The sequence below is a fragment of the Actinomadura pelletieri DSM 43383 genome (genome assembly GCF_003634705.1).
GTDB classification, from domain to species: domain Bacteria; phylum Actinomycetota; class Actinomycetes; order Streptosporangiales; family Streptosporangiaceae; genus Spirillospora; species Spirillospora pelletieri.
In genome coordinates this window covers 56,133-69,087 of the sequence record NZ_RBWU01000003.1, presented here as the reverse complement: position 1 = coordinate 69,087, position 12,955 = coordinate 56,133, and the positions used below count along the sequence as shown (strand labels likewise).

Sequence of the window (12,955 nt, the reverse complement as noted above, 5' to 3'; positions counted from 1 at the left end):
GCGATATCGTGTCGGCATGGCAAGCCCCACGTCCGGTCGTCGACACGAGGAACTCCGCGACTTCCTGCGGACACGCCGCGCCCGCCTCACCCCCGCCGACGTCGGGATGCCCGACGGCGGCCGGCGCCGCACCCCGGGACTGCGCCGGGAAGAGGCCGCCGTGCTCGCCGGGGTGGGCGTGTCCTGGTACACGTGGCTGGAGCAGGGACGCGACATCAAGGTGTCCGGGGACGTGCTGGACGCGATCGCCCGCGCCCTGCGGCTGGACGAGGCCGAACGCGTCCACCTGTACCTGCTCGCGGGCCTGAACCCGCCTCCCGCCGAGGCGGAGCCGATCGCGCAGGTCACCCCCGAGTTGCAGCGGCTTCTGGACGCCTGGTCACCCCGCCCCGCCTACATCAGGGACCGGTACTGGAACCTGATCGCCTACAACGACATGGCCCGCGAGGTGTTCGGCTACGTCGACACCGACCACAACTGCCTGGTCATCTTCTTCACCAGCGTCCGGTACCGCGGCCTGCACCCGCACTGGTCCGCCGTCGCCCGCGACATCGTCGGACGGTTCCGCGCCGAGGCGGCCCGCTACCCCGAGGACCCGGAGTTCGCCCGGATCGCCGACGACCTCATGGCCGTCAGCCCCGAGTTCGCGGAGCTGTGGCAGCGGCACGAGGTCAGCGCCGGGACGCAGGCGGTGAAGGCGATCCGGCATCCGGTGGCCGGTGACCTGATCTTCGACTCGACGGTGCTGCCGATCCAGGACCGTCCCGGGCAGGGCCTCGTCCTGTACAACCCGCGCCCGGGGACCGGGACGTTGGGGCGCCTCGAACGGTTGGCGACCCGGCCGGGCCTCGCCGCCGCCGGCTGACCCGGGGGAAGGACCACCGCCAAGGGTGGTGGTGCCAGACCCAGGATGAGCCGACACTGCCGTCCCCCGTCCGCGACGGGCACGATCATCCGCATGACACACGACATGCGATTCGCGGGCAAGACGGCTTTGATCACCGGCGGAACGAGCGGCATGGGACTGGCCGCCGCGCGAAGGCTGCTGGACGAGGGCGCGTCCGTCGTCATCACCGGGCGTGACCAGGCCCGCCTGGACTCCGCCGCCAAGGAACTCGGCGGCGACCGGGTTCTCGCCGTGCGCGCCGACGTGGCGAACCTCTCCGATCTGGACGCCCTGATGGAGGCCGTCAAGGAACGGCTCGGCCACCTGGACGTGCTCTTCGCCAACGCGGGGATCGCCGTGTTCGGGCCGGCGGCGGAGACGACCGAGGCCGAGTTCGACCATGCCGTGAACGTCAACTTCAAGGGCGTGTACTTCAGCGTCCAGAAGGCGCTGCCGCTGCTGACCGTTGACGCCGCGATCGTCGTCAACGCGTCGTGGACGCTGCACCGCGGCCTGCCCGTCGCCTCGGTGTACTCGGCGACGAAGGCGGCCGTGCAGAGCCTGACCCGAACACTGGCCGCGGAACTGGGCCCGCGCGGGATCCGCGTCAACTCGGTCAGCCCCGGTTACATCGACACGCCCATGTACCGCGGCGCCGTCCCCGAGGACGAGGTGGACGCGATCCGCGCGCAGATCGCGTCCGGCCGGATCGGTACCGCGGCGGAGGTGGCGGGCGTGGTCGCGTTCCTCGCCTCGGCGGACGCCGCCTATGTCAACGGCCAGGACCTCGTCATCGACGGCGGCCTCGTCGCCGCCGTCGCCGGAGCGTCCCGCCTCGAGACGGCGGCGGTTTGAGACACCGGAACCGTTGAGACACCGGAACCAAGGAAGAGGGGGCGCAGATGAGAACACGTGAGTTCGCGGGCACGCCGGTCGGCGCGGTCGGTCTCGGCTGCATGGGGATGAGCTGGGCCTACTCCGAGTCCGAGCGTGACGACGACATGTCGGTCGCGCTGATCCGGGAGGCGCTGGACCTCGGCGTCACCTTCCTGGACACCGCGCAGCCCTACGGCGACGGCCACAACGAGACGCTTCTCGGCCGCGCGCTGGTCGGGCGGCGGGACGAGGCGGTCGTCGCCACCAAGACGGGCCTCGTGGTCGCGGACCTCGCGACCAGGGAGCTTGCCAGGCGGGGCACGCCCGAGCACGTCAAGGCGTCCGCCGAAGACAGCCTGCGCCGCCTGCGCACCGACGTGATCGACCTGTACTACCTGCACCGTGTCGATCCGGAGGTGCCGCTCGCGGACACGTGGGGCGCGATGGCCGAGCTGGTCGCCGAGGGGAAGGTCCGCGGGCTGGGCCTGTCGGAGGTCAGCGTGGCCCAGGCCGCCCGGGCGCACGCGATCCACCCGGTCGCCGCCGTCCAGTCCGAGCTGTCGCTGTGGACGCGGGACGCGTTGGGCGCCCCCGGCGGTGTCGCCGGCCGGCTCCCCGGCGACGACCCGGCCGCGGCGGAGGGAGCGGGCGACGTGGTCGCGTGGTGCGCCGCCAACGGCGCGGCGTTCGTGCCGTTCTCGCCGCTCGGACGGGGTTTCCTCACCGGGACCTTCACCGCCGCCGACTTCGAGGACACCGACTTCCGTGGCGGCAGCCCGCGTTTCCAGGAGGAGGCGCTGAGGGCGAACCTGCGCATCGTGGACGTCGTCCGCGGCGTCGCGGAACGGCACGGCGCGACCCCGGCGCAGGTCGCCATCGCCTGGACGCTCGCGCAGGGCGACCACGTCCTCCCGATCCCCGGCACCAAGAAGTCCCGCTACCTGCGTGACAACGCGGGCGCCGCCGAACTGGACCTCACCCCCGACGACCTGATCGAGCTGGACGGGATCCCGGCGGCCGTCGGTGAACGCTACTGATCTACCGGAAGGACCCGCCGGGCGGTGCTCGCCGCCCGGCGGGCGACGCCGCCCGGCCGACGTCGCCGTCCCCGGGGCCGTTCACGCTCCATGAGACGCGGAATGCCGCCGGGGGCGGTGGCGTTTCTCCAGGGGTCCGCCGGAAAATGAATCGCGTCCGGCGGGCCGCTCCGGCTACGGTGCGGAGGTTTGCAGGGTGGGCGGGGGCCTGGACCCTATCCTTGTCGAAGGTTATGAGGACGAGTGTGAGATCGCCGCTCGCCGACGTACGGGCGCGGCTGCCGCAGTTGATGCTGCGCGACCAGCATCGGTTGCGCCGCAGGATCGACGGCGCCCAGAAGATGCGGGACGCCGCGCGCCGCGCCAGGGCCGTCGAGGAGATCACCGCCGATGTCGACGCGGCCGAGCGGCGCGTCGAGCGGCGGCGCCTCGCCGTGCCCGCGATCACCTATCCGGAGCAGCTTCCGGTCGCGCAGAAGAAGGACGACATCCTCGCCGCGATCCGCGACCACCAGGTCGTGATCGTCGCGGGGGAGACGGGCTCCGGCAAGACCACGCAGATCCCGAAGATCTGTCTTGAGCTGGGGCGCGGCGTCCTCGGCTCGATCGGGCACACACAGCCGCGCCGGCTCGCCGCCCGTACCGTCGCCGACCGCATCGCCGAGGAACTCGGCACCGAACTCGGCGACACCGTCGGCTACAAGGTCCGCTTCACCGACCGGTCGAGCGACGACACGCTCGTCAAGCTGATGACGGACGGCATCCTGCTCGCCGAGATCCAGACCGACCGGCTGCTGCGCCAGTACGACACGCTCATCATCGACGAGGCGCACGAGCGCAGCCTGAACATCGACTTCCTTCTCGGCTACATCAGGGAGATCCTGCCGCGCCGCCCCGACCTCAAAGTGATCATCACATCGGCGACCATCGACCCGGAGCGGTTCTCCGCGCACTTCAAGGGGTTCGGCGGACCGTCCGCCGACGGGCCGGACGAGGGCGCGCCGATCGTGGAGGTGTCGGGGCGCACGTATCCGGTGGAGGTCCGGTACCGCCCGGTGATCGATCCGGAGGACCCGTCCGCCGACCCCGACCGCGACCCGATCCAGGCGATCCTGGACGCCGTGGACGAGCTGGGCCGCGAGGCCCCCGGCGACGTCCTGGTGTTCCTCAGCGGCGAACGGGAGATCCGCGACACCGCCGACGCGCTGACCAAGCACTTCACCCGGCGGCGGGAGAACGCCGAGGTCCTGCCGCTGTACGCGCGGCTCTCGTCCGCCGAACAGCACCGCGTGTTCCAGCCGCACCGGGGCCGCCGGATCGTGCTGGCCACGAACGTCGCCGAGACGTCCCTGACCGTCCCCGGCATCAAGTACGTCGTCGACCCGGGCACCGCCCGCATCTCCCGCTACAGCCACCGGCTCAAGGTGCAGCGGCTCCCGATCGAACCGGTCTCGCAGGCGTCGGCGAACCAGCGCAAGGGACGCTGTGGCCGCGTGTCCGAGGGCGTGTGCATCCGGCTGTACTCGGAGGAGGACTTCGAGTCCCGTCCCGAGTTCACCGACCCGGAGATCCTGCGCACGAACCTCGCGTCCGTCATCCTGCAGATGACGTCGCTGGGCCTCGGCGACATCGCCGCGTTCCCGTTCGTCGAGCCGCCGGACCGCCGCAACGTCAAGGCGGGCGTCGACCTGCTCCACGAACTCGGCGCCATCGACCCGTCCCAGAAGGACCCGCGCAAACGCCTCACCCCGCTCGGCCGCCGCCTCGCGCAGCTGCCCGTCGACCCGCGGCTCGGCCGGATGATCCTGGAGGCCGACCGGAACGGCTGCGTCCGCGAGGTGCTGATCATCACGGCGGCGCTGTCCATCCAGGACCCGCGCGAGCGTCCCGCCGAGCACCAGCAGGCCGCCGACGAGAAGCACCGAAGGTTCGCCGACCCCACGTCCGACTTCCTGGCGTACCTGAACCTGTGGAACTACCTGCGCGAGCGGCAGAAGGAACTGTCGGGCAGCGCGTTCCGGCGCATGTGCAAGAACGAGTTCCTGCACTTCCTGCGCGTCCGTGAATGGCAGGACCTGCACGGACAGTTGAAACAGGTCGCCAAGTCCCTCGGCGTCACGCTCAACACCACCGCCGCCGCGCCCGACCGCGTCCACATGTCGCTGCTCGCGGGCCTGCTGTCGCACATCGGCCTCGCCGACGCCGACAAGAAGGACAGGCAGCGCCGCGGCCAGGAGTACCTCGGCGCGCGCGGCGCGAGGTTCGCCGTGTTCCCCGGATCGGCGCTGTTCAAGAAGCCGCCGCGCTGGGTGATGTCGGCGGAACTGGTCGAGACGTCCCGGCTGTGGGGACGCGTCAACGCCAAGATCGAACCCGAGTGGATCGAGCCGCTCGCCGGGCACCTCGTCAAACGCAACCACAGCGAACCGCACTGGTCGAAGAAGCAGGCCGCGGTCATGGCGCACGAGAAGGTCACCCTGTACGGGGTGCCGATCGTCGCGGACCGTCGCGTCAACTACGGCGGCATCGACCCGGTGCTGGCCCGCGAGCTGTTCATCCGGCACGCGCTCGTCGAGGGCGACTGGGACACCCACCACCGCTTCTTCCACGAGAACCGCGCGCTGCTGGACGAGGTCGAGGAACTGGAGCACCGCGCCCGCCGCCGCGACATCCTCGTCGACGACGAGACCCTCTTCGACTTCTACGACGAACGCGTCCCCGAGGACGTCGTCTCCGGACGGCACTTCGACGCCTGGTGGAAGAAGGCCCGGCACGCCGACCCCGACCTGCTCGGGTTCGAGAAGTCGATGCTCATCAACGAGACGGCGGGCAACGTCAGCGAGTCCGACTACCCGGACCTGTGGAAGCAGGGCCCGCTGCGGCTGCGCCTCACCTACCAGTTCGAACCGGGGACCGACGCCGACGGCGTGACCGTGCACGTCCCGGTGCAGATCCTCAACCAGGTCCGGCGGGACGGGTTCGAATGGCAGGTTCCGGGGCTGCGCGCCGAACTGGTCACCGAGCTGATCCGGTCACTGCCGAAACAGTTGCGCGTCAACTTCGTCCCCGCGCCCGACTACGCCCGCAAGGTCCTCGACCGTGTCGCGCCCCGCACCGAGCCGCTGCTGGACGCCCTGGAACGTGAGCTGACCGCCATGTCGGGCGTCGCGGTGGCGCGGGAGGCGTGGGACCTGTCCCGGTTGCCCGCCCACCTGCGCATCACGTTCCGCGTCGTCGACGAGAAGGGCCGCGCCCTCGGCGAGGGCACCGACCTCGACGAGTTGAAGCGCCGCCTCGCGGGCAAGGTACGCGGAACGCTGTCGGAGGCGGCGTCCACCATCGAATGCTCCGGCCTCACCGACTGGACGATCGGCGCGCTGCCCCGCACCTACGAGAGCACCCGGTCCGGTTACGACGTCAAGGCGTATCCGGCGCTCACCGACGACGGCGACAGCGTCTCCGTCCGCATGTACGAGACGGAGGCCGAGCAGGCCCGCGCGATGTGGCTCGGCACCCGGCGCCTGATCCTGCTGAACGCCCCGTCCCCGGTGAAACTCATCCAGAGCCGCCTCACCAACCAGGGCAAACTCGCGCTCAGTCACAACCCGCACGGCTCCGTCCCCGCCCTGTTCGACGACTGTGTCACCGCCGCCGCGGACCGGCTCATCGCCGAGTCCGGTGGCCCCGCCTGGGACGGGGACGCCTTCCGCGCCCTGTACGACCGCGTCCGGGCCGACCTGCACGACGCGACCGCCGAGATCGTCGCCGTGGTCGAACGCGTCCTCGCCGAGGCGCACGAGGTGGACCGGCGGCTGCGCGGTACCACGAGCCTCACGCTCGTCCCGGCGTTGACCGACGTCCGGGGGCGGCTCGCCGCGCTCATCCACCCCGGTTTCGTCACGGCGACCGGGTGGGCGCGGCTGACCGACCTTCCCCGCTACCTGCGTGCTCTACAGATCAGGCTCGACAAGCTCCCCGAGAACCCGGGACGCGACCGGATGCTCACCCACCAGGTCGACGCCCTGACCGAGGAGTACCAGCAGACGCTGCGGCGCCTGCATCCGTCGCGCCGCGAGGACGAGCCCGCGCAGCGGATCCGCTGGATGCTGGAGGAGTTGCGGGTGAGCCTGTTCGCCCAGCAACTCGGGACGCGCTACCCCGTCTCCGACAAACGCATTCGCAAGGCGATGGCCGAACTCTAGACGCCGATGCGCGCCGCCGACGGGCGCCCCCGCGGTCGCCACATGTACCTCACAACACGCTGCGGTAACACTGATCAGTGCGTATGGTTCATTCCATGCCTAATAGCGAAGAGCGCGACAATAGCGGCCCCGTGGGGGCGGCCGCGGCTCCCCAGAGCGCGGTCTCCGAAGGCGCTGGGGACGGGGGCGCCGAGACCACCGGCACGGAGTCCACCGGTACCGCCGGGACGGCCCTCGCCCGGGTGGGCGATCCGGTCACCGTGTGGCCGTGTGCGAACTGCGGACGTCCCGTCCCGCAACCCGTGGGCGCCGTCCGCGCCGTCCGGTACTGCCAGGACAACGACGGCGCCTGCGCCCGCGAGGCGCGCGACCGCCGCGACCGTGGACGCGACGCGCCGGGCCTCACCGGCCAGGTCGCCTCCGCCTGGGAGATGGTCGAACGGCTGGAGAAGGCCGCCGACCTGCTCGCCGACTCGCTGACGTCCGAGCTCAGCGTCGCCGGGGTCGAGCGGCGCGTCGCCGAGGTGCGGGCCGAGGCCGCCCGTGAACTCGCCATCGCGCAGAGCGAACGCGACGCGTCCCAGCGCAAGGCACAGGAGGCGTGGCAGGAGGCGACCGCCGCCCGGCAGCGCGCCGAGACCGCGGAGCGGAACGCCGCCCACGCCCGCGAGGAGGCCAAGGTCGCCACCGCGAAACGCGACGCCGCGCAGCAGGCCTGGGAGGAGGCCCACCAGGTCGCGCAGCAGTCGATGTCCGCGAAGCTGGCCGCCGAGAGCGAACGCGACCGGGTCGCGGCCCGCGAGACCGAGCTGCTCGCCGCGCTGGAGAGCACCCGCGCCGAACTCGTCGCGGTGCACGCCAAGCTCGCCGAGGCGGAGGGCGCCGTCGAGTCGCAGCGCGTCGAGGCCGCCGTCGCCAAGCAGGGCGCCGAGGACCTGCGCAACGCGATGCGCGACACCGAGGCGCAGCGACAGCGCGCCCTGCAGGCCACCAGCAAGGCCGAGGCCGAGCGCGCCGCCGCGCTGCGCGCCCAGTCCGAGGCGGAGGCGGAGGTCGTCCGCGCGGTCGCCCGCGCCGAGGAGGCCGTGAAGGAACGCGACGCCGCCCAGGCCCAGGCGCGGGCCGCCGTCGCCGAACGTGACGACCTCACCGTGAAGCTCAACGACCAGGCGGTGCAGTTGCGGCAGCTGTCCCAGTCGGTCGCCGAGCAGCAGGCCGCGCTGACCGCCCTCGCCGAGGAACGCGACGCCGCGCGCGCCGAGGCCGACCGCGCCCGCCGCCAGATCGACCAGTTCACCCACAACACGCTGTCGTCGAACATCCCGCCGGGCGGGCGGATGCCCGGCGGCGGCACGCCCGTACCGCCGAGCGCGCTACCGCCGGTCCCGCCCGCGATCAGTGGAGCGCTCCCGGCCACCTCGCAGGCGCCGAGCAGCCCCCCGGCCCCGTTCGGCGCGCCCGTCCCCGAACTCACGTCGGGCGCCTCGACGGACGGCGTCGATCCGCTCAAGCCGTCGACCCACGTTCGGCCGATCAACGGCGTGGAACGCGAAGACCCCCTGTTCACCGGTCCCTGAGCGGACGGGCAGCGCGGTCAGCCGCCGAACCGCTCCGGGTCGTCGATCTCGATCCATATCTGTTCGGCGCGGCCGAGCAGCCGCCCGTCCGCCCCGTACAGCGCCGTCGCCGCGTGCAGCTTGCGTCCCTCGCGGCTGCGCGCGAGACCCATCACGACGCACCGTTCACCCGCGCTCGGCACGTCCATCACCTGTCCGGTCATCGTGCCGAGCACGGCGGGACGGCCCGCCACGTCGAACGACCAGCCGCCCGGACAGTCCAACGCCGCCCACACCAGTTCCCGCTCGGGCACCCGTTCCGGCACCCAGGGCGTGGCGACCGTGCCCTCGGCGACGGGCCCCGGTTCGAGGCGCAGCCCGTCGCCCGGCTCCCGCAACGGTCCGCACACGAAACAACGCGGAAAGGGATGGTTTCCGATCGTCCGGAACTTCTCCGCCGCGTCCACGGCCTCCTCAAACGAGACCGGGGCGATCGGCGGTACCACGATCGCTCCCGCGAGGGCCTCGGCGATCAGCGTCTCCCCGTCCCAGAGCCGCACATGGTGCCCGCGCTCGTCCTCCGCCGTGACGGTCAACTCGGTGTCCAGCGGCGGCGGCCGCCGCAGCGTCACCGTCACCGTGTCGATCGGCACCCGCCCCGCGAGACGTCCCGCGACATATCCACCGTTCCCCGAGCCGTCCGGCCCGTGAAACCGTCTCTCAATGATCATTCCTGCTTCCCCCGTCCGCCACACCGAAACGGGATGATCCTAATGAGCCCACCCGACAGTGTTGACCCAGGGGGGCGACCCTCCTGGAACCCCTCGTTGCGAGCAGGTCGATCCTCACGCCACGGTGCGGGCTTCCGTGACCGTACGGGGTGCGTCGTGGCGCTGCGGCCGACCTGCTCGACGGTTCGCGCTGGGGTTCGGTCCCGGGATAGAGGTTGTGACCCGTCCAAGGGCTCAGAGCACTCTGGAGGGTTGGGGGCGGCCGGGGCGGGTCGTGAAGAAGACGGACAGGGAGCCCTGGAGGCGCGCTCGGACGGTCCTCTCGTCGACGGGGCCGCCTTCGGGGACGGGGGTGAGGTCGAGGGCCCGGTCGATGAGCAGGTCGATGTTGCGGTCGGCGACCAGCACGGAGCAGGTGTCGCACGCGTACCACGGGTAGAGCATGTTCAGGACGGCGACGGCGGTGTCGTCGTCCGACAGGTGCGTGGTGTCGAGCTCGACCTCGAACATGTCGGTGTCCTCGGGGTCGAGCGTGGGGTAGTAGAGCCAGCCCGGGCCGGGGGCCGCGCAGAAGTCGCAGGTCTGGTCCTGCGGGGCGGGTTCGCCGACGGCCAGTTCCAGCTCGTGGTCCCATGGCTCGACCCGCCGGTTGTGGCGGTAGCCGACCCCGTCGAGCGACCCTTCACGGTTGTGGGTGACGTCGTGCACCTCGCCGCCGCAACGGGCGCACATGAAGCCGATGTCCTCCATGTCCCTCCCCCTGATCCTGAGGCACCGGCTCTCACAGTATCCGGCCGGGACCCCGCGTCGAACCGGGAAGCGATCTTCAACGCGGGGAAGATCCTTCGCCGGGGACGCGGTGTCGGGCCAGATGCGCGAGGACCGACTGGTTGGCCTCCCAGCCGTCCGGGAACTTCACCGGCACGCCGAGGTGCACCGGTTCGGCGGACGGGTGCGCGTCCAGCAGTTCGGGGATACCGGCCCGCGCGACCACGATGCACGCGTGCCGGTGCCGTGACGTCAGCACGCACAGCCGCCCCGACTCCAGGTGGAACGCGGTCGCGTCGCGGCGCCCCGACAGCGGATGCAGGACGACCGTCACGTCGTACTCGCGGCCCTGGAGCCGGTTCGCCGTGTCGACGGTGATGCCGTCGCCGTGCGGGCCGAGGGCGGCGCGGATCGCGGTGACCTGGTCGCGGTGGGCGGCGCCGATGGCGACGCGCGAGGCGTCCACCGGGCTCGTGCCGTGCTCGGAGTGCGCGACGGGGCCGCGCTGCAGCAGCCGGACCGCGAGCGCGGCCGTCGCGCGGACGGCCTCGGCGTCGGTGCGCAGCGTGTGCCGGGCGGGCAGCTCGTAGAGGGCCCAGCCGGTGGCCGCGGCCTCGTCGACGGCCCGGTCGTAGGTGGTGCCCATGCCGCCGGCCTGCAACTCCAGCCGCCGGTCGCCCTCGCCCGTCCCGGCGCGGAACCCGGTGAACGGGTAGAACGCGTCCGACACGACCGGCGCCGCCGACGCGGGCAACCGCCAGGACACGGGCAGCCGGTGGACGGGCAGGTCGGGGTTGTGGGCCAGCAGGACGGACACCGCGCTGCGCATCGGGTCCCAGGAGAGTCCCGCCCAGCGTTCGACCTCGACCGTGGAGAACGGGTCGAGCTGCCCGGGGTCGCCGACGAACAGCGCCCGTTCGAACCGGCCCGCGATGCGCAGCAGCATGTCGGAGCGCATCTGGTACGCCTCGTCCACGATCGCCCACGGCCAGGACCCGTCCGCGAGCGTCGCCCATTTCGCGGCCGTGGCGATCACGATGGTGTGCTCGGCGAGATCGTCGGCCTTCTGCGCGACCCGCACCGCCGGATGGGCCAGGACCCGCTCGGACGCGACGTACCCCGACGCCGACAGCCGTCCGAGCGTGATGCCGGGGTGCCGTCCGGCGATCCGGTCGATGAGGTCGTCCACCTGCTCGTTGGTCTGCGCGACGATCATCAGCCGTGCACCGGCCTCGGCGAGGTGCGCGGCGGCGCGGACCACCAGCGTCGACTTGCCCGCGCCCGGCGGGGAGTCGACGACCACCCCACGGTGCCCGCCGCCGAGGTCGGCGAGAACGTCCTCCACGGCCCGCGCGGCCTCCCGCGCCGGGTCGGGCCCGGCCGCCGACGTCACCGGCGCCGGGCGGCCGTTCGCGTGTTCGGTCACGACCATTCCTCGTCGGCGTCGTCGTCGGTCGGCACGTATTCGTCGGGCGGCCCGCCGTGCGTCCACGGCGTGTCCTCGCGGTCGGGGAACTTCGCGGCGCCGAACGACCCGTCCGTCAGGGAGGTGAAGCACACGCGGTCGCCGACCTCGGGCACGGCGCCCGGTTCGGGGGTGAGTTTGCGGCCCATCCCGCCGGTCAGTTCGAGCAGCACGCCGCCCTCTCCCAATTCCACGATCCTCCCTTTGAGCGCCGGACGCGCCGCGTTGCACACGGTCGTCCCGACGTCGAGCCGCACCGGGTCCGCCGTCGAGACGCGCAGGTGCGGGCGGAGCCTCGGGCGTTTGCCCGTCTCGTCCAGGCGGGTCGGGTCGCATTCGGTGACGACGCCGCCGAACGCCTGGCCCGCCAGCCGGTGCTCGGCCATCACGAGGGGATCGTCGAAGGCCCGCTGCGCCTCGTAGGCGTCCTGGGCGCGTTCGAGGTCGTGCAGGCGCCGCGCGGCCCGGACGGGCGGGTCGCGGCGGGGCTGCGGATACGCCTCACCGAACGTCTGGTGGTAGTAGGTGAACGCGTCCCGGTCGCGTTCCCAGCGTCCCCGCACGCCGGCGCCCTCCGGCAGCGCGCGCAGCAGGCCCACGGCACGCCACATGAGGTCCCAGGTCGGGGCGAGCTGGGAGGTGAGGGCGGCGCGGAGCCGTTCCTCGGCGGCGGAGCCGGGGCCGGACCGGTCGTAGGCGGCGATCGCCGGGGCGAGGACCTCGTTGTCGAACGTGGGATCGGTCGCCGGACCCGCCGGGGGGCTGAGCACCGGGTCTTCGGCACGGGCGGCGGCGGTCGGACCGTCCAGGCCGTCCGGCGGGTCGATCCAGCCGAGGAGCGCGGCGAGGTTGCCGTCCTCCAGAGAGCTCTGGCCCGTCGCCCAGTGCAGCCGGAGCAACTGCGTCATCGCGCCCATCAGCGACGAACCGGGATGGTCGTGGCGGTCGGCGAACCAGGTCAGCCACCGCCCGAACACCGGCACCGCCGCGTCGACCGCGTACTGGCCCTCCGTGCTGCGGAACCGTGTCGAACGTCCCAGCAGCCGGAGGAACGCGACCCCGCCGAGGTTCGGGACGAGGAGTTGCGGCGCGTCCCCGTACCGGATCCGTTCCTCGCCGTCCTTGCCGGGCGGAAGCTCCTCAACCGCGCCGCGGCTCGCCTCGATGTGGTTCAGGACGATCTTGGCGAGGGCGGACGCGAACGCGAACCGCAGATCGCGGTTGCGCGGCTGCGGCACGATCAGCGTCGTCGGGTCGTCCGGCTCGCCGCCGAGCATGACCGCCAGCGGCGCGGCCGCCTCCCCGGCGAGCTTCAACGGGACGATCACCAGCGGCCGGTCCGACACATGGCAGTGCCGGACCGTCGCGAGCGGTTGCGCGACACCGGCGGCCGCCGCCTCCAGCCGCGCCAGCGAGGACAGTGCGCTCATCGGC

At 72.3% G+C, this 12,955-nt stretch carries 9 protein-coding genes; 5 read left to right on the top strand and 4 right to left on the bottom strand.

Features of this window, described 5'->3' with window-relative positions; translation table 11 throughout:
• Window positions 1-16: 16 nt before the first annotated feature.
• The 5 genes from BZB76_RS13500 to BZB76_RS13480 all read left to right on the top strand — a co-directional run bounded on the left by BZB76_RS13500 (window position 17) and on the right by BZB76_RS13480 (window position 8,578).
• Window positions 17-865: a helix-turn-helix transcriptional regulator gene (locus tag BZB76_RS13500; RefSeq protein ID WP_121434732.1), complete on the top strand. Its 849-nt coding sequence runs from the start codon at window positions 17-19 to the stop codon at window positions 863-865.
• Window positions 866-958: 93 nt separating this feature from the next.
• Window positions 959-1,741 carry a glucose 1-dehydrogenase gene (locus tag BZB76_RS13495; protein WP_121435457.1) on the top strand — a complete coding sequence of 261 codons (783 nt, stop codon included), beginning with the start codon at window positions 959-961 and terminating at the stop codon, window positions 1,739-1,741.
• Window positions 1,742-1,788: 47 nt separating this feature from the next.
• Window positions 1,789-2,799, top strand: a complete 1,011-nt coding sequence (locus BZB76_RS13490) for an aldo/keto reductase (RefSeq protein ID WP_121434731.1) — start codon at window positions 1,789-1,791, stop codon at window positions 2,797-2,799.
• A 233-nt stretch (window positions 2,800-3,032) separates the two neighbouring features.
• Window positions 3,033-7,001, top strand: coding sequence for an ATP-dependent RNA helicase HrpA (gene hrpA / locus BZB76_RS13485; protein WP_121434730.1), 3,969 nt, complete (start codon window positions 3,033-3,035; stop codon window positions 6,999-7,001).
• Between the two features lie 95 nt (window positions 7,002-7,096).
• Window positions 7,097-8,578, top strand: a complete 1,482-nt coding sequence (locus tag BZB76_RS13480; protein ID WP_121434729.1) for a coiled-coil domain-containing protein — start codon at window positions 7,097-7,099, stop codon at window positions 8,576-8,578.
• A 17-nt stretch (window positions 8,579-8,595) separates the two neighbouring features.
• Here BZB76_RS13480 and BZB76_RS13475 read toward each other — a convergent pair whose 3' ends face one another.
• The 4 genes from BZB76_RS13475 to BZB76_RS13460 all read right to left on the bottom strand — a co-directional run bounded on the left by BZB76_RS13475 (window position 8,596) and on the right by BZB76_RS13460 (window position 12,951).
• Complete coding sequence (locus BZB76_RS13475) at window positions 8,596-9,288, bottom strand: hypothetical protein (protein WP_121434728.1); 693 nt, start codon at window positions 9,286-9,288, stop codon at window positions 8,596-8,598.
• Window positions 9,289-9,522: 234 nt separating this feature from the next.
• On the bottom strand, window positions 9,523-10,038 hold the full coding sequence (locus BZB76_RS13470) for a hypothetical protein (protein WP_121434727.1): 516 nt from the start codon (window positions 10,036-10,038) through the stop codon (window positions 9,523-9,525).
• 76 nt (window positions 10,039-10,114) lie between these two features.
• On the bottom strand, window positions 10,115-11,482 hold the full coding sequence (locus BZB76_RS13465; protein ID WP_246006932.1) for an AAA family ATPase: 1,368 nt from the start codon (window positions 11,480-11,482) through the stop codon (window positions 10,115-10,117).
• Window positions 11,479-12,951 (bottom strand): hypothetical protein, encoded by a 1,473-nt coding sequence (locus BZB76_RS13460; RefSeq protein ID WP_121434725.1) that lies wholly within the window; start codon window positions 12,949-12,951, stop codon window positions 11,479-11,481. Before BZB76_RS13460 ends, BZB76_RS13465 begins: the two co-directional genes overlap by 4 nt.
• Between the last annotated feature and the right edge of the window lie 4 nt (window positions 12,952-12,955).